Origin of the sequence: Micrococcus sp. KT16, assembly GCF_003315015.1 — a bacterium.
GTDB classification, from domain to species: Bacteria; Actinomycetota; Actinomycetes; order Actinomycetales; family Micrococcaceae; genus Micrococcus; species Micrococcus luteus.
Genome location: NZ_QNRG01000010.1, coordinates 1 through 16,779, shown reverse-complemented (window position 1 = coordinate 16,779; position 16,779 = coordinate 1). Strand labels below are relative to the sequence as shown.

Genomic DNA, 16,779 nt, shown 5'->3' with positions numbered 1-16,779 from the left:
GCGGCAAACCGAGGGTCGGACGCGGACCAGGCCGCAGCGGGACATTCTATGCCCCGCCCGCGGCCGCGCGGGGCGCCTGGAAGGCACCGGGCGGGTCCGGCTCAGGACAGGGTGAGCAGCACCTTGCCCGTCGTCGACCGGGACTCGAGGGCGGCGTGCGCGGCGGCCGCGTCCGCCAGCGGGAAGCGCTCGCCGATCCGTACGTCGAGCTCGCCGGAGGCCCACGCCCCGAACACCTCTCCACCACGCCAGCGGGTCTCCTCGCCCGTGCGCGTGTAGTGCACCAGCGAGGGCCGGGTGACGTACAGCGAGCCGGCCGCGTTGAGCCGCTGCAGGTCGAAGGGGGGCACCTGCCCGGAGGCCCCGCCGAAGAGCACGAGTGTGCCGCGCACGCGCAGCACCTCGAGCGAGGTGTCGAAGGTGTCCTTCCCCACGCCGTCGTACACGACGTGCGCGCCCTCGCCGTCCGTCAGCTCCGCCACCGTGGCGGCGAGGTCCGGATAGTCCACCGCGGCAACGGCGCCCGCGCCCCGGGACAGCTCCCGCTTCTCCTCCGTGGACGCCGTGGTGACCACGCGGGCGCCGCGGGCCGTCGCGAGCTGGGTGAGCAGGAGCCCCACGCCGCCGGCACCGGCCGTCACGACCACCGTGTGGCCCTCCTCCACCGGGAAGGTGGACCGGCAGAGGTAGTGGGCCGTCATGCCCTGCAGCGGAAGGGCGGCGGCCTCGGCCAGGTCGATGCCCTCCGGGACGGCGAGGAGACGATCCGCGGGGGCGGTGAAGTGCTCGGCGTACGCACCGGTGGCCGTCGCGGTGGCGACACGGGCCCCCAGGAGCGCGGCGTCCACGCCCTCGCCGAGCGCGACGACCTCGCCGGAGCCCTCCGTGCCGGGGGTGAAGGGCAGGTCCATCGCGTAGGTCCCGGAGCGCTGGTACGTCTCGATGAAGTTCAGGCCCGCCGCGGCGGTCCGCACCAGCACGTGCCCCGGTGCGGGAGAGGGCACCTCCGTCTCGGTCCACTGCAGGACCTCGGGGCCGCCCGTGGCGGACACGACGACGGCGTGGTGGGTGCGGGGGACGGCGGGGGTGTTCGCAGTGGTCATGGCCCCACTCTAGGAGCGGGCCCGGACATCCGGCCCGTCCCGGGGGACCCGAGGCACCGCATAGATATTCCGTGCAACGCATATCTACGCTAGGATGGGGCCATGACCCACACCGTCGCCGTCTCCGGAGCCAGCGGCTACGCCGGGGGAGAGGCCCTGCGCCTGCTCGCCGGCCACCCGTCCGTCACCGTCGGAGCCATCACGGCCCACTCGAACGCGGGGGAGCGCCTCGGCGCCCTCCAGCCGCACCTGCACGCCCTGGCGGACCGCGTCCTCGCCGAGACCACCGCGGAGGTCCTCGCCGGTCACGACGTCGTGATCCTCGCGCTGCCCCACGGGGCCTCCGGGGCGCTGGCGGCCGAGATCGCCGAGCGCTCCCCGGACACCCTGGTGATCGACGCGGGCGCCGACCACCGCCTCGAGTCCGCCGCAGACTGGGAGGCCTTCTACGGCACCGCGCACGCCGGGACCTGGCCCTACGGCCTGCCCGAGCTGCCCGGTCAGCGCGAGCGACTCGCCGGCACCCGCCGCATCGCCGTCCCCGGGTGCTACCCGACCACCTCGATCCTCGCCCTCGCGCCCGGCTTCGCCGCGGGGCTGCTCGAGCCGCAGGACGTGGTGATCGTCGCCGCCTCGGGCACCTCCGGGGCGGGCAAGGCGCTCAAGCCGCACCTGCTCGGCGCCGAGGTCATGGGCGGGATGCGCCCGTACGGCGTCGGCGGCGGGCACCGGCACACCCCGGAGATCGAGCAGGGCCTGGCCCAGGCGGCCGGCGAGCCGGTCCGCGTCTCCTTCACGCCCACGCTCGCGCCGATGTCGCGCGGCATCCTCGCGACAGCCACGGCGCGGCTGCGTCCCGGCGTGGCCGCCGCGGACGTACGCGCGGCGTGGGCCGCGGCCTACGGCGGCGAACGCTTCGTGCACCTGCTCCCCGAGGAACAGTGGCCCACCACGAAGGCGGTCCTCGGCTCCAACCACGTGCAGCTGCAGCTCGCCGTGGACGAGCGGGCCGGCCGCGTGATCGTCTGCGCGGCGCTCGACAACCTCACCAAGGGCACGGCCGGCGGCGCCGTGCAGTCCATGAACATCGCCCTGGGCCTGCCGGAGCAGGCGGGGCTCGAGCAGCAGGGGGTCGCGCCGTGAGCGTCACCGCAGCACAGGGGTTCCGGGCGGCCGGCGTCACCGCGGGGCTGAAGGCCTCGGGCACGCCCGACGTCGCCGTCGTCGTCAACCAGGGCCCGCGCGACGCGGCGGCCGCCGTCCTCACCGAGAACCGGGTGGCGGCCGCCCCCGTGGTCTGGACCCGCCGCGCCGTGCGGGACGGTCGCGCGACCGCGGTCGTCCTGAACTCCGGCGGGGCCAACGCGGCCACCGGCGCCGAGGGCCTCGAGGACGCCCGTCGCACCGCCGAGCACGCGGCCGCGGCCCTCGGGACCTCCGCCGACGACGTGCTCGTCTGCTCGACCGGCCTCATCGGCGAACGCCTGCCGATGGACACGCTCACCGCGGGCGTGTCCGAGGCGGTCGCCGCCCTGAGTCCGGACGGCGGCGAGGACGCCGCCGTCGCGATCAAGACCACGGACACCGTGGCCAAGACCGCCGTGGCCCGCGGCGAGGGCTTCATCGTGGGCGGCATGGCCAAGGGTGCGGGCATGCTGGCGCCCGGCATGGCCACCATGCTCAGCGTCATCACCACGGACGCCGACGTCCCCGCACCCGCCCTCGACGCGGCCCTGCGCGAGGCCGTGCGCGCCACCTTCAACCGGGTCGACTCGGACGGGTGCATGTCCACCAACGACACCGTGATCCTGCTGGCCTCGGGCGCGTCCGGGACCGCGCCCGAGCCCGAGGCGTTCGCCGCGGCCCTCCACGAGGTCTGCGCGGACCTGTCCCGCCAGCTCGTCGCCGACGCCGAGGGCGCCCGGCACGACATCGCCGTGCGCGTGGTCCACGCCGAGACCGAGGAGGCGGCCGAGGCCGTCGCGCGCGCCGTCGGCCGCTCCAACCTGTTCAAGACCGCGATCTTCGGCCAGGACCCGAACTGGGGACGCGTGATCGCCGCCGTCGGCACGGTCCCGGAGTCGGTCGCCGCCTTCGACCCGTACGCCCTCGACGTGCGCTTCAACGGCGTCCAGGTGTGCCGCGCCTCCGGCGTGGGAGAGGACCGCTCCCGCGTGGACCTCTCGGCCCGCGAGGTGCTCGTCGAGGTCGACCTGCACGCCGGCGACGCCGAGGCCACGGTCTGGACCAACGACCTGACGCACGACTACGTCCACGAGAACTCCGCCTACTCCACGTGAGGACCCCCAGCATGAGCCCGCACACCGATCCGGCCACGGCGGCCGCGCCCGTCCTGTCCACCGCGGACCGGCTCGACCGCGCCGAGTCCAAGGCGGAGGTCCTCGTCGAGGCCCTGCCCTGGATCCGGCGGTTCGCCGGCACCGTCATGGTCGTCAAGTACGGCGGCAACGCCATGGTGTCGGAGGAGCTGCGCCGGGCGTTCGCCGAGGACATCGTGTTCCTGCACCACGTGGGGGTCCACCCCGTGGTGGTGCACGGCGGCGGCCCGCAGATCAACGCGATGCTCGACCGCCTCGGCATCGCCTCGGAGTTCCGCGGCGGCCTGCGCGTGACCACCGAGGAGGCCATGGACGTGGTCCGCATGGTGCTCACGGGACAGGTGGGCCGCGAGCTGGTCGGCCTCGTGAACTCCCACGGCCCGTACGCCGTCGGCTTCTCCGGCGAGGACGCGGGGCTGCTGCGCGCCCGCCGCACGGGCGCCGTCGTCGACGGCCAGGAGGTGGACCTCGGCCTCGTGGGAGAGGTCACCGGAGTCGACCCGACCGCGATCCTCGACGTGATCGAGTCCGGGCGGATCCCCGTGGTCTCGTCGGTCGCCCCCGAGATCAACGACGACGGCGAGCCCACCGGGCAGGTCCTCAACGTCAATGCGGACACCGCCGCCGCGGCCCTGGCCGCCGCCCTCGGCGCCGCGAAGCTCGTGCTGCTCACCGACGTCGAAGGCCTCTACGCCGACTGGCCGGACCGCGACTCCCTCATCAGCTCGCTCACCGCCGCCCAGCTGCGCGCGCTGCTGCCCTCCCTGGCCTCCGGGATGATCCCGAAGATGGCCGCGTGCCTGGCGGCCGTGGACGCCGGCGTGCAGCGCGCCCACGTCGTGGACGGCCGCCGCCCCCACTCGATGCTGCTCGAGGTCTTCACCTCTGCGGGCGTCGGCACCCAGGTGGTGCCCGACGCCGAGCCCACCGCCCCGACCACCCCCGAGGAGGACGCATGAGCACCGACCAGTCCGCGCTGCTGGAGCGCTACCACGCCGCCCTGACCGGAGTCTTCGGCCGCCCCACCCGCGTGCTCGTGCGCGGCGAGGGGGTCCACGTGTGGGACGCCGACGGCCGGCGCTACACGGACCTGCTGGCCGGCATCGCCGTGAACGCGCTCGGCCACGGCCACCCGGCGCTGGTGCGGGCGGTGTCCGAGCAGGTCGCCACGCTCGGCCACGTGTCCAACCTCTTCACCTCCGAGCCGCAGATCCGCCTGGCCGAGCGCCTGCTGGAGCTGGCCGGCGCGCCCGCGGGCTCCACCGTGTTCTTCGCGAACTCCGGCACGGAGGCCAACGAGGCCGCGTTCAAGCTCGCCCGCCGCCACGGTGCGGACGACCCGTCCGGCCGCCGGACGCGGGTGATCGCGCTCGAGCGGGCCTTCCACGGCCGCACGATGGGCGCCCTCGCGCTCACGCACAAGGAGGCCTACCGGGCGCCCTTCGAGCCGCTGCCCGGCGGCGTGGAGCACGTGCCGGGCGGGGACGCCGCGGCCCTGCGGGCGGCCCTGGCCCCGGACGACGACGGCGCCACCGTCGCCGCCGTCATCCTCGAGCCGGTCCAGGGCGAGGCCGGCGTGCACGGCTGGCCGGCCGGCTACCTGGCCGAGGTGCGGGCCGCGACCCGCGAGGCCGGCGCCCTGATGATCCTCGACGAGGTGCAGTCCGGCGTGGGACGCACCGGCACGTGGTTCGGCTTCCAGAACCCGGCCGTCACCGGGGCGGCCGAGCCGGTGGTGCCCGACGCCTTCACCCTGGCGAAGGGACTGGGCGGCGGCGTGCCGATCGGGGCGCTCGTGTGCGTCGGCCCCGCCGTCTCCGGGCTGCTCACCGCCGGCCAGCACGGCACCACGTTCGGCGGCAACCCCCTGGCCACCGCCGCGGGCCTGGCCGTGCTCCAGACCGTCGAGGACGAGGGCCTGCTCGGCCACGTCCGCGCCGCGGGCGAGGCCGTGGCCGCCCTGCTGGAGGACCTGCCCGAGGTGGCCGCGGTCCGCGGTCACGGCCTGTGGATCGGCGTCGACCTGGCCGACCCCGCGGGACCGGCCCCGGCCGGCGGGCTGGCCCCCGCCGTCGTCGCCGCCGGCCTCGAGGCGGGCTGGATCCTCAACGCCACCGGCCCCTCCACCCTGCGCCTGGCCCCGCCGCTGACCGTGCCCGTGGCCGAGCTCGAGCGCTTCGCCGCGGCCCTGCCCGGGCTCGTGGCCGCCGCCCTGACCCCCGCCGAAGGAGACCGCCCATGACCCCCGCTGCCGCCGTCCGCCACTTCCTGGTGGACACGGACCTCACCCCGGCCGAGCAGGCCGAGGTGCTCGACCTCGCCGCGCAGATGAAGGCCGACCGGTTCCGGCACCGCCCGCTGGCCGGGCCCCGGACCGGCATCGTGTTCTTCGACAAGACCTCCACGCGCACCCGCGTCTCGTTCGCGGCCGGCATCGCCGAGCTCGGCGGGACGCCGCTGATCGTGAACCCGGGGGAGTCGCAGCTGGGCCACAAGGAGTCCGTGGCCGACACGGCCCGCGTGCTGGAGCGGATGGTCGGCGTCATCGTCTGGCGCACGTTCGCCCAGGCCGGCCTCGAGGAGATGGCCGCCCATTCCTCGGTGCCCGTGGTCAATGCGCTCAGCGACGACTACCACCCCTGTCAGATCCTCGCCGACCTGCTGACGGTGCGCGAGCACCTCGACGGCACGGCGGGCCGCACTCTGGCGTATCTGGGGGACGCGGCGAACAACATGGCCCACTCGTACCTGCTCGGCTGCGCGACGGCCGGCATGCACGTGCGGGTCGCCGGACCCGAGGGGCACCTGCCTGCCGAGGACGTCGTGGCCGCTGCCCGACAGCGGGCGGCGGAGACGGGCGGTTCCGTCCTCGTCACGACGGACGCGGTGGAGGCCCTGGCGGGCGCGGACGTCGTCGTGACCGACACGTGGGTGTCCATGGGCCAGGAGGAGGAGAAGGAGGCCCGCCTGGCGCTGTTCCGCGACTACCAGGTGGACGCCGCCGCGATGGCGCGGGCGGCCGACGATGCGATCTTCCTGCACTGCCTGCCCGCGTACCGGGGCTACGAAGTCACGGCCGAGGTGATCGACGGGCCGCGGTCCGTGGTGTTCGACGAGGCCGAGAACCGCCTGCACGCGCAGAAGGCGCTCATCGCCTGGCTGCTGTACCGCTCCGGCCTGGCCGAGGAGCCGCGCTGATGGCCGCCCCCACGACGAAGATCGCCCGTCAGGCCGCGATCCGGGAAATCCTGGCCACCCGGGGCATCCGCTCCCAGGCCGAACTCTCGGACGCCCTGGGCGATCGCGGGCTGTCCGTCACCCAGGGCACGCTCTCGCGGGACCTGGTGGACCTCGGCGCGGTGCGGACGCGCGGGCCGGCCGGCATGGTCTACGCCCTGCCGGCGGAGGGCGACGACGGCGCCGTGCCGGGCCGCGGTTCGGACGCGCAGCTGAACCGGCTGGCGAGCATGGCCCGCGAGCTGCTCGTCTCCGCCGAGCCCACGGCGAACCTCGTGGTCCTGCGCACGCCCCCGGGTGCGGCGCAGTTCCTGGCCAGCGTGATCGACCAGGCGCGCGTGGAGCACGTGATGGGCACGATCGCCGGCGACGACACCATCCTCCTCATCACCACGGGGACCACGTCCGCCCCGGCCGTCGCGGCCCACCTGCTGGGTCTGGCGGGCTAACCGACCCGTCCGGCCCCGCCCGCGCGGGTGACGGGCACCAGGCACGAGGAAGGCCCCCGCCGACGGCGGGGGCCTTCCTCGTGTGGTACCGGTCCGGGGGACCGGTCAGGCGTCTCAGGCCTGCGGCAGGACGAGCTCCTGGCCGACGTAGATCACGGCGGCGTCGGAGACGGCGCCCTTGTTGGCCTCGTAGAGGGCGGTCCAGCCACCCTCCACCTCGTACTCGTTGGCGAGCTTCCAGAGGGAGTCACCGGACTTGACGACGATGGTCTCGGCCTCGGCGACGACGGCCTGCTCCGCGGCAGCGGCCTGCTCAGCGGCGGCAGCCTTCTGAGCGGCGGCCTTCTCCGCGGCGGCAGCCTTCTGAGCGGCGGCCTTCTCAGCGGCAGCGGCCTTCTGAGCGGCAGCCTTCTCCGCGGCGGCGGCACGCTGGGCGGCAGCCTTGTCGGCGGCGGCCTGCTCGGCAGCAGCCTGCTTGGCGGCCCAGCGCTCGGCGGCGGCCTGGTCGGCAGCAGCCTGCTTGGCGGCCCAGCGCTCGGCGGCGGCCTGGTCGGCAGCAGCCTGCTTGGCGGCCCAGCGCTCGGCCGCGGCCTGGTCGGCAGCAGCCTGCTCAGCCGCGGCCTGGTCGGCAGCAGCCTGCTCAGCCGCAGCCTGGTCGGCAGCAGTCTCGTCCGCGGCGGACTGGCGCTGCACGGTGGCGGTGCGCTCCACGGCGACCGGGGCGGCGTCCACGTCGCCGGCGTCCGCGTCAGCCTGGGTCAGGCCCAGCTTCTGCGAGCACAGCGGCCAGGCGCCCCAGCCCTGCAGGTCCTGGAGGATCTCGGCGCGCTTGATCTGCTCGGCCTTCGAGGCCTGATGCGGGTAGCCCTCGCCGCCGACGGCCTGCCAGGAGGACAGGGTGAACTGCACGCCGCCGTAGAAGCCGTTGCCGGTGTTGATGTCCCAGGTGCCGTTGGACTCGCACTCGGCGAGGCGATCCCAGGTGTCCACGGTGGCGGCCTGGGCCGGAGCGGAGAAGCCCACGGCGGCGGCGCCGGCGAGGGTCATGCCCGCAACGATCGAGGCGGTGGCACGGCGGGAGCGGGTGGCGGAAGTGGTGAAGAGAGTCATGGTGTCCATGGCGAGTCCTCGCTGATCGGCGGCCGAGGCGCGCCGGGGTCGTCCTTCTCCTTGGTCGGGTCATGCCCTCCGTCGGTTCGAGACGACCCAGCAGCGGGCGACCGTCGGAGGGGGTTCGATGTCGTGGCCTCCCCGTCCCCGACCTCTCGGTCAGATCACGGTTCGATCACGAATCGGCTACGGAAGAGTCAACGACGGGAGCCCCCCTCGCGTCAAATCATGGGTCGACGGATTCTTGCCCGTCCGTCTCACATTTGAGATCAGGTGACGAATCGCTACCTGAGGCGGGAGTACGTGGACGAAATGCACGCCACTGCCCGCATTGGATCTCAGGGCGTCTGATTGGACAGTGTGGACAACCTCCGTCACAGGGGCGTGGGCGAAGGTCACGATCGACGGTCGAAGCCGTGACCGGCGTCGCGTTCGACCCGAACTTCGAGCGCGGGGCCATGGTTGCGGGTGGCCGCCGCGGTGGGCGCAGAGGGGCTGCGCAGGATCCATCGGGAGCTGATATTCCGTCAGTTGCATATTTATTCAAGACCCGGGTAGGATCGTCGCCGAGCACGCCTTCGACGGCCACGTGCCGCGCTCGGAGACGCCCCCCTATATAAAGGAGAAAACGTGAAGGAACGCATCATCCTTGCCTACTCGGGCGGCCTGGACACCTCGGTGGCCATCGGCTGGATCGCCGAGGCCACGGGCGCCGAGGTCGTCGCCGTCGCGGTCGACGTGGGCCAGGGGGGCGAGTCCCTCGAGACGATCCGCCAGCGCGCCCTGGACTGCGGCGCCGTCGAGGCCTACGTCGCCGACGCGCGTGAGGAGTTCGCCGAGCAGTACTGCATGCCCACGCTCAAGGCCAACGCCCTCTACATGGACGCCTACCCGCTGGTCTCCGCGATCTCGCGCCCGGTCATCTCCCGCCACCTGGTCGCGGCGGCCCGCCAGTTCGGCGCCTCGACGGTGGCGCACGGCTGCACCGGCAAGGGCAACGACCAGGTCCGCTTCGAGGTCTCCATCCAGACCCTCGGCCCCGACCTGAAGTGCATCGCCCCGGTGCGCGACCTCGCCCTGACCCGCGAGAAGGCCATCGAGTACGCCGAGCGCAACGACCTGCCGATCGTCACCACCAAGAAGAACCCGTTCTCGATCGACCAGAACGTGTGGGGCCGCGCCGTCGAGACCGGCTTCCTCGAGGACATCTGGAACGGCCCCACGAAGGACGTCTACGACTACACGGACGACCCCGCCTTCCCGCCGGCGCCGGACGTGGTCACGATCGCCTTCGAGCGCGGCGTCCCCACGGCCCTCGACGGCCGCGCGCTGAGCCCGCTGGAGATCATCGAGGAGCTCAACCGCCGGGCCGGCGCCCAGGGCGTGGGCCGGATCGACATCGTCGAGGACCGCCTCGTGGGCATCAAGTCCCGCGAGATCTACGAGGCCCCGGGCGCCATGGCGCTGATCGCGGCCCACCGTGAGCTCGAGAACGTCACCCTGGAGCGGGAACAGGCGCGCTTCAAGAAGCATGTGGACCAGCGCTGGACCGAGCTGGTCTACGACGGCCAGTGGTACTCCCCGCTGAAGCGCAACCTGGACACGTTCATCGACGCGACCCAGGAGCACGTCAACGGTGAGATCCGCCTGGAGCTCCACGGCGGCCGCGCGACGGTGCAGGGTCGCCGGTCCGAGACCGGCCTGTACGACTTCAACCTCGCCACATACGACGAGGGCGACTCGTTCGACCAGTCCTCGGCCCGCGGGTTCATCGACATCTTCGGCCTGTCCGCGAAGACGGCCTCCGAGCGCGAGCAGCGCCTGCGCGGCAGCGACGACCTCCAGGACGTCGCCCGCCTGTCCAACGACTGACCCCGCACGCCCCGCGCACGACGGCGGCCCGCCCGCGACCGGGCCGGCCGCCGTCGGCCTGTCACCGACCTCGAGGAGACCTTCGATGACCGAGAACACCGACGCCCGCCACGGGACCAACGAGGGCGCCCTGTGGGGCGGCCGCTTCGCCGGCGGCCCTTCCGAGGCGCTCGCCGCGCTCAGCAAGTCCACGCACTTCGACTGGCGCCTGGCGCCCTATGACATCGCCGGCTCCCGTGCCCACGCCCGGGTGCTGCACACCGCCGGTCTGCTCAGTGCGGACGACCTGGACGGGATGATCGCGGCCCTCGACCGGCTCGAGGCGGACGTGCGTTCCGGTGCCTACACCCCGGCAGCGTCCGATGAGGACGTGCACGGCTCGCTCGAGCGCGGCCTCATCGAGCGGGCCGGTCCCGAGCTCGGCGGCCGCCTGCGGGCCGGCCGATCCCGCAACGACCAGGTCGCCACCCTCGGCCGGATGTTCCTGCGCGACCACGCCCGCATCATCGCGCGGGGCGTGATCGCCACGGTGGACGCGCTCCTCGATCAGGCGCGGGCGCACCCGTACGCGCCGATGCCGGGCCGCACCCACCTGCAGCACGCGCAGCCCGTCCTGCTCTCGCACCACCTGCTCGCGCACGCCTGGGCATTCGCGCGGGACCTGCAGCGGCTCGTGGACTGGGACGCACGCGCGGCCGTCTCGCCGTACGGCTCCGGGGCCCTGGCCGGCTCCTCCCTGGGTCTGGACCCGAACGCCGTGGCCACCGAGCTCGGCTTCGAGTCGGCCGTGTGGAACTCGATCGACGGCACCGCCGCACGCGACGTGTACGCGGAGTTCGCGTGGGTCGCCGCGATGGTCGGCGTCGACCTGTCCCGCATCTCGGAGGAGGTCATCTTCTGGGCCACCAAGGAGGCGGGCTTCGTGACGCTGCACGACGCGTACTCCACGGGGTCCTCGATCATGCCGCAGAAGAAGAACCCGGACGTCGCCGAGCTGGCCCGCGGCAAGTCCGGCCGCCTCATCGGCGACCTCACGGGGCTGCTGGCCACGCTCAAGGGCATGCCGCTGGCCTACAACCGCGACCTGCAGGAGGACAAGGAGCCCGTCTTCGACGCCGCGGACACCCTCGAGCTGCTGCTGCCCGCCGTCTCCGGGATGATCGCCACCCTCGAGTTCCAGACGGAGCGCATGGCGGAGCTGGCCCCCCAGGGCTTCGCGCTGGCCACCGACGTCGCCGAGTGGCTCGTCCGCCAGGGGGTCCCGTTCCGCGAGGCCCACGAGCTGTCGGGCGCGGCCGTGAAGGCGGCCGAGGCCCGGGGCGTGGAGCTGTGGGACCTCACGGACGACGAGTACGCCGCCATCTCGCCGGCGCTGACCCCGCAGGTCCGCGAGGTGCTCAGCACGGAGGGCTCGCTCGCCTCTCGCGACGCCCAGGGCGGGACCGCACCGACGGCCGTCGCGGCGCAGATCGGGGCGCTCGAGGACGCCCTGGAACCGCTGCGCCGCTGGGCCGACACGCCGGGCTCCGTCGTCGACGCCCGCTGACGCGGTCGCCCGGCCGAGGCGGCGCCGACCGGGCCGGACGCGGCGGCGCCCCCAGGGCACCGCCGCGTCACCCGCCGTTCACCGCGGTCGGCGTAGCATGGGTGGTCACTTTTCCGCCGGGCGGGCCGCAGCATGGTCCGCCCCTCACCGCACCGCGAGGGCCCCCGATGACCGATACCGTGTCCGTCCGCCAGTCCGAGCTCGACCTCGAGCGGGGTCGGGTCGCCGAGCGGTACGCCCGCCTCGACGCCCTGCGTGAGGAGAAGGAGCGCCAGCTCGCGGCCGTGCGCCGGACCGGCCCGCAGGGGTCGCTGCAGAACCACTCCGAGCGCGACGCCTTCGCCAGCCTCTACGAGGACCGACTCGCCCAGCTCTACGCCGTGGACGACCGCCTCGTCTTCGGCCGGCTCGACCTCGACGCCGAGCGGGAGGGTGGGGCCGACGAGCAGCGGTACATCGGGCGCATCGGCCTCACCACCGAGGACCACGAGCGCCTCCTCGTCGACTGGCGCGCGGCCGAGGCCGGCGCCTTCTACCAGGCGACGGCGGCCCACCGGGGCCGCGTGCGCCGTCGTCGTCACCTGATGCTGCGGGGGCGCGAGGTGCGCGACCTCGAGGACGACATCCTGGACCCGACGCTGCTGGGCGAGGACGGCGTGCGCGCCGATGCCCAGGGTGCGCTGCTGGCCGCCGTCACCGCCCGACGCACGGGACGGATGGGGGACATCGTCGCCACGATCCAGTCGGAGCAGGACGAGGTGATCCGCGCGCCCCTGCCCGGGGCGGTCGTGGTCCAGGGCGGGCCCGGCACGGGGAAGACCGCCGTCGCCCTGCACCGCGCCGCCTACCTGCTGTACACCCACCGGGAGCGCCTCGCGCGCTCGGGCGTGCTGATCGTCGGTCCGTCGACCGCGTTCATGCGGTACATCGAGCGGGTGCTGCCCTCGCTGGGTGAGACCGGTGTCGTGATGTCCTCGCTGGGGACGCTGATGCCGGGCGTGCGGGCCGTCCCGGAGCGGGACCTCGACGCGGCGGCGGTGAAGGGGCGGCTGGACATGGTGGACGCCGTCGCCCACGCGGTCGCGCAGCGCCAGCGCCTGCTCGTCGAGCCGCGTCGCCTGATGATCGACGGCACGGCCGTCAAGCTCAAGCCGGCCATGGTCCGGCGCGCCCGGGACAAGGCACGGGCCACCCGCAAGCCCCACAACGAGGCCCGGGTGACGTTCGTGAAGATCCTCGTCCGCGAGCTCGCGGAGAAGCTGCGCAAGAAGCTGGAGAAGTCCTCGGGCACCCCGGTGCAGCGTGACCTCCTGCTCGAGGACGTGCGCACCTCGCGCGACGTGCGCATCGCGCTCAACCTCTGCTGGATGCCGCTGACGCCGGAGAAGCTCATCGGCGACCTCCTCACCCGGGAGGACCTGCTCCGGGCGGCCGCCCCGTGGCTGTCCGACGCCGAGGTCGGCGCGCTCCTGCGCCCGGCCGACGCCCCCTGGACCGAGGCCGACGTGCCCCTGCTGGACGAGGCGGCCGAGCTGCTCGGACGCCTCGACACCCCGGGCCGGGGCGGCGAGTCCGCGGCCCAGCACGAGCGCAACCTCGAGAACGCCCGGGCGTCCCTGGAGAACATGCACCAGACGCTCGCGGACCTGGGCGTCGACGGCGTCGTGGACGCCGAGCAGCTGGCCGCGGCCAATGAGGCGCGCGGCGTGCGACGGACCACCGCCGAGACCGCGGCCCACGACCGCACCTGGACGTACGGGCACGTGGTGGTGGACGAGGCCCAGGAGCTCTCTCCGATGCAGTGGCGCCTGCTGGCGCGCCGCTGCCCGATGAAGTCGTTCACCATCGTGGGCGACATCGCGCAGTCCTCCCGTCGCGACGCGGCCGGCTCGTGGGCGTCCGTCCTCGCCCCGGAGTTCGGGGACCGCTGGCGCCTGGAAGAGCTGACCGTGAACTACCGCTCGCCGGCGCGCGTGATGCGCTGGGCCGCGCAGGTCGCACGGGCGGCCGGGCTCGAGGTCTCCCATCCGCGCGCCGTGCGCGAGGGCGACCACCGCCCGCGTCTGGTGACGGAGCCGGGCGGTGACGTCGCCGCCCTGGCCCTCGAGGCGGTCGAAGTTGAAAGGGACCGCGTGCCCGAGGCCCTGACCGCCGTGATCGCCCCCGCCGGGCGGACGGGGGAGCTGCTCACGGTCCTCCGGGAGCGGTGGGGGGAGGCGGCCGTGGACACCGCGCCGCTGCCCGGCGTCGAGATCGTCGTTGCCACCCCGTGGGAGACCAAGGGACTGGAGTTCGACACCGTCGTCCTCGTCTCGCCCGAGCGGATCGTGGCCGACGCGCGCGGCGTGGTGGGCGATCTGTACGTGGCGATGACCCGCGCCACCCAGTCGTTGTCCGTCGTCGCCGGGACGGACGCGGCCGCGCTGCCGGCCGGGCTGGCGGACGTCCCGGAGTGAGCCCCGCGGGCGACGTCGCACGTGCGCGGCGTCGCGGAGGCGCGCGGGCGCGTCGCTAGGCTGGGGCCATGGCACCCCAGAACGAGGAGCGCGCGGCCCGACTGCGCGCACAGGCGAACGACCCGAGCTTCGAGAACGTCTGGCAGGAGCTGCGCTGGCGCGGGCTCGTGCACGTCTCGACGGACGAGGCCGCGCTGGAGCAGGCGCTGGCCGGGGAGCCCGTCTCGTATTACTGCGGCTTCGACCCGACCGCTCCGTCCCTCCACCTGGGACACCTCGTCCAGCTGCTCACCCTGCGCCGCCTGCAGCTCGCCGGCCACCGCCCGTACGCCCTCGTGGGCGGCGCCACCGGGCTCATCGGCGACCCGCGGCAGACCTCGGAGCGCGTTCTGAACTCGCAGGAGACCGTGGCGGCGTGGGTGGAGTCCCTGCGCGCGCAGATCGAGCCGTACCTCTCCTTCGAGGGGGAGAACGCGGCGACCATGGTCAACAACCTGGACTGGACCGCGGGCATGAGCGCGCTGGACTTCCTGCGGGACGTCGGCAAGAACTTCCGCGTCGGCACCATGGTGAAGAAGGAGATCGTGGCCAAGCGCCTGAACTCTGATGAGGGCATCTCCTACACGGAGTTCTCCTACCAGGTGCTGCAGGGCAACGACTTCCTCGAGCTGCACCGCCGGCACGGCGTGACCCTCCAGACCGGCGGCTCCGACCAGTGGGGCAACCTCACCGCCGGCACCGAGCTGATCCGCAAGGTGGAGGGGACCCACGCCCATGCGCTGGGCACGCCGCTGATCACGAACGCGGACGGCACCAAGTTCGGCAAGTCCGAGGGCAACGCCGTCTGGCTCGACGCGAAGATGTGCTCCCCGTACGCCTTCTACCAGTTCTGGCTCAACACGGCGGACGCGGACGTCGTCGACCGGCTCAAGGTCTTCACGTTCCTGACCCGCGCGGAGATCGAGGAGTACGCGCAGAAGGTGGCCGACGAGCCGTTCCGCCGGGAGGCCCAGAAGCGCCTGGCGTGGGAGGTCACGGCGCTGGCCCATGGAGAGGAGACGACGACGAAGGTCATCGAGGCCTCCCATGCCGTGTTCGGAGGCGGCGACCTCACCACCGTGGATCCGGACACGCTGACCGCCGTGCTGGCCGAGCTGCCGCAGGCCGACCGGACCCAGTGGGAGGGGGAGCCGGGCACCGTGACCGCGGTCGAGCTGCTGGTCTCCACCGGGCTGGTCGCCTCGCGCTCCGAGGCGCGTCGGACGGTGCGCGACGGCGGCGCCTCGGTGAACAACGTGCGGGTGACGGATGCCGACCAGGTGTTCACCCGAGACGACGCCCTCGCCGGCCGACACCTGCTGGTGCGCCGGGGCAAGAAGAGCATGGCGGGTGCGGACCTGGGGGAGGGCTGACCGCGGCTGCAGACCACCGGTGTCCACCGTGAGTCGCGAAAAGTGACCGAGGACACGACGGGCGGCGACGGCGAAGCAACCGCCCACGGGAGGAGCACAGGGCCCCGTTCCCCGCAGGATTCTGCGGAGAACGGGGCCCTCCTTCGTGCCCGGACGCCGGGTGTCACCCCTGATTTTGTGTTCGGTGGGATTCGTGTGTAGAGTTCCATCTCGTGCTCAAGACGCCGACCGGGTGACCGGGAGGCGGGGTGAAGAACACAGAATCCGCGGATTCATGCCGAGAATGGCAGGTCCAGGGCGGGTGGTGCTCACCGGGTGCGCGGCCGGCAGTGATGCGGGTCGGGATTCCTGAAGAAGATGATCTGGTTTGACAGCCGGGGATCATGTGGTAAGCTTTTCGAGGCCTTCCACGTGGATGGTCCGGTGAGTGTCTGACACCGCGTTGAGCGGAGTTGACATGGTCGGATCACGTGGTAAGGTTTTCTAGCCCGGCCATGTGAACGGACGGTGAATGCTTCGGACACGGAGTTGACACGGTCGAAACGGATGGTCTAGGATGGAGAAGTTGCTCCAGAGCGAAACGGCCCGCGGAGCGGGTCGCTGAAGCTGGAAGCGCCTGTTGTTTGAGAACTCAATAGTGTGCCAAGTTTGTTGATGCCAATTGTTTTAACACATATTGGTTGATCATCGCCTGCCACCCCCGTGGTGTGGTGATGGTCTGCCAGGTATTGAATGGATGTCGTGGTGGTTATTTCCGGCTGCCACGGTGTTGTTCTGTAATTTTTTACGGAGAGTTTGATCCTGGCTCAGGATGAACGCTGGCGGCGTGCTTAACACATGCAAGTCGAACGATGAAGCCCAGCTTGCTGGGTGGATTAGTGGCGAACGGGTGAGTAACACGTGAGTAACCTGCCCTTAACTCTGGGATAAGCCTGGGAAACTGGGTCTAATACCGGATAGGAGCGTCCACCGCATGGTGGGTGTTGGAAAGATTTATCGGTTTTGGATGGACTCGCGGCCTATCAGCTTGTTGGTGAGGTAATGGCTCACCAAGGCGACGACGGGTAGCCGGCCTGAGAGGGTGACCGGCCACACTGGGACTGAGACACGGCCCAGACTCCTACGGGAGGCAGCAGTGGGGAATATTGCACAATGGGCGAAAGCCTGATGCAGCGACGCCGCGTGAGGGATGACGGCCTTCGGGTTGTAAACCTCTTTCAGTAGGGAAGAAGCGAAAGTGACGGTACCTGCAGAA

The 16,779-nt window shown here is 72.6% G+C and carries 12 protein-coding genes and 1 rRNA gene; 11 read left to right on the top strand and 2 right to left on the bottom strand.

All coding sequences use genetic code 11. The features are described 5' to 3' along the window. Positions 1–101 precede the first annotated feature (101 nt). Positions 102–1,103, bottom strand: coding sequence for a quinone oxidoreductase (locus tag DE149_RS08705; protein WP_036315656.1), 1,002 nt, complete (start codon positions 1,101–1,103; stop codon positions 102–104). A gap of 102 nt (positions 1,104–1,205) precedes the next feature. On the opposite strand from DE149_RS08705, the gene argC reads away from it, so the two are divergent. Genes argC through argR form a run of 6 tightly spaced genes read left to right on the top strand, consistent with a single transcriptional unit; the run spans position 1,206 to position 7,128 of the window. Further along, positions 1,206–2,246: an N-acetyl-gamma-glutamyl-phosphate reductase gene (argC, locus tag DE149_RS08700; protein WP_113914367.1), complete on the top strand. Its 1,041-nt coding sequence runs from the start codon at positions 1,206–1,208 to the stop codon at positions 2,244–2,246. After that, complete coding sequence (argJ, locus tag DE149_RS08695; protein WP_049147957.1) at positions 2,243–3,403, top strand: bifunctional glutamate N-acetyltransferase/amino-acid acetyltransferase ArgJ; 1,161 nt, start codon at positions 2,243–2,245, stop codon at positions 3,401–3,403. Before argC ends, argJ begins: the two co-directional genes overlap by 4 nt. 11 nt (positions 3,404–3,414) lie before the next feature. After that, positions 3,415–4,401, top strand: a complete 987-nt coding sequence (argB, locus tag DE149_RS08690; RefSeq protein WP_179288539.1) for an acetylglutamate kinase — start codon at positions 3,415–3,417, stop codon at positions 4,399–4,401. Next, positions 4,398–5,684: an acetylornithine transaminase gene (locus tag DE149_RS08685; RefSeq protein ID WP_049147958.1), complete on the top strand. Its 1,287-nt coding sequence runs from the start codon at positions 4,398–4,400 to the stop codon at positions 5,682–5,684. Before argB ends, DE149_RS08685 begins: the two co-directional genes overlap by 4 nt. After that, positions 5,681–6,640 (top strand): ornithine carbamoyltransferase, encoded by a 960-nt coding sequence (gene argF / locus DE149_RS08680; RefSeq protein ID WP_049147959.1) that lies wholly within the window; start codon positions 5,681–5,683, stop codon positions 6,638–6,640. The genes DE149_RS08685 and argF overlap by 4 nt, the downstream gene beginning before the upstream one ends. Next, positions 6,640–7,128: an arginine repressor gene (gene argR, locus DE149_RS08675; RefSeq protein ID WP_049147960.1), complete on the top strand. Its 489-nt coding sequence runs from the start codon at positions 6,640–6,642 to the stop codon at positions 7,126–7,128. The genes argF and argR overlap by 1 nt, the downstream gene beginning before the upstream one ends. 114 nt (positions 7,129–7,242) lie before the next feature. Here the strand turns inward: argR and rpf are convergent, their stop codons facing one another. After that, complete coding sequence (rpf, locus tag DE149_RS08670; protein ID WP_113914366.1) at positions 7,243–8,247, bottom strand: resuscitation-promoting factor Rpf; 1,005 nt, start codon at positions 8,245–8,247, stop codon at positions 7,243–7,245. Between the two features lie 621 nt (positions 8,248–8,868). Here rpf and DE149_RS08665 point away from each other — a divergent pair. The 5 genes from DE149_RS08665 to DE149_RS08645 all read left to right on the top strand — a co-directional run. After that, positions 8,869–10,110 carry an argininosuccinate synthase gene (locus tag DE149_RS08665; protein WP_049146392.1) on the top strand — a complete coding sequence of 414 codons (1,242 nt, stop codon included), beginning with the start codon at positions 8,869–8,871 and terminating at the stop codon, positions 10,108–10,110. Between the two features lie 85 nt (positions 10,111–10,195). Continuing rightward, positions 10,196–11,656, top strand: a complete 1,461-nt coding sequence (gene argH / locus DE149_RS08660) for an argininosuccinate lyase (protein ID WP_020625385.1) — start codon at positions 10,196–10,198, stop codon at positions 11,654–11,656. Positions 11,657–11,823: 167 nt separating this feature from the next. Then, positions 11,824–14,112: a UvrD-helicase domain-containing protein gene (locus DE149_RS08655; protein WP_113914365.1), complete on the top strand. Its 2,289-nt coding sequence runs from the start codon at positions 11,824–11,826 to the stop codon at positions 14,110–14,112. A gap of 68 nt (positions 14,113–14,180) precedes the next feature. Then, on the top strand, positions 14,181–15,524 hold the full coding sequence (gene tyrS, locus DE149_RS08650; RefSeq protein ID WP_036315682.1) for a tyrosine--tRNA ligase: 1,344 nt from the start codon (positions 14,181–14,183) through the stop codon (positions 15,522–15,524). A 783-nt stretch (positions 15,525–16,307) separates the two neighbouring features. After that, positions 16,308–16,779, top strand: a 16S ribosomal RNA gene (locus DE149_RS08645); the annotation flags it as partial.

What these genes read in the sequence shown, in the direction of transcription:
- argC (WP_113914367.1), top strand. Translation starts at nt 1,206, where the DNA reads ATGACCCACACCGTCGCCGTCTCCGGAGCCAGCGGCTACGCCGGGGGA.
- DE149_RS08655 (WP_113914365.1), top strand. Translation starts at nt 11,824, where the DNA reads ATGACCGATACCGTGTCCGTCCGCCAGTCCGAGCTCGACCTCGAGCGG.
- tyrS (WP_036315682.1), top strand. Translation starts at nt 14,181, where the DNA reads ATGGCACCCCAGAACGAGGAGCGCGCGGCCCGACTGCGCGCACAGGCG.
- argR (WP_049147960.1), top strand. Translation starts at nt 6,640, where the DNA reads ATGGCCGCCCCCACGACGAAGATCGCCCGTCAGGCCGCGATCCGGGAA.
- argH (WP_020625385.1), top strand. Translation starts at nt 10,196, where the DNA reads ATGACCGAGAACACCGACGCCCGCCACGGGACCAACGAGGGCGCCCTG.
- argB (WP_179288539.1), top strand. Translation starts at nt 3,415, where the DNA reads ATGAGCCCGCACACCGATCCGGCCACGGCGGCCGCGCCCGTCCTGTCC.
- DE149_RS08705 (WP_036315656.1), bottom strand. Translation starts at nt 1,103, where the DNA reads ATGACCACTGCGAACACCCCCGCCGTCCCCCGCACCCACCACGCCGTC.
- DE149_RS08685 (WP_049147958.1), top strand. Translation starts at nt 4,398, where the DNA reads ATGAGCACCGACCAGTCCGCGCTGCTGGAGCGCTACCACGCCGCCCTG.
- rpf (WP_113914366.1), bottom strand. Translation starts at nt 8,247, where the DNA reads ATGGACACCATGACTCTCTTCACCACTTCCGCCACCCGCTCCCGCCGT.
- argF (WP_049147959.1), top strand. Translation starts at nt 5,681, where the DNA reads ATGACCCCCGCTGCCGCCGTCCGCCACTTCCTGGTGGACACGGACCTC.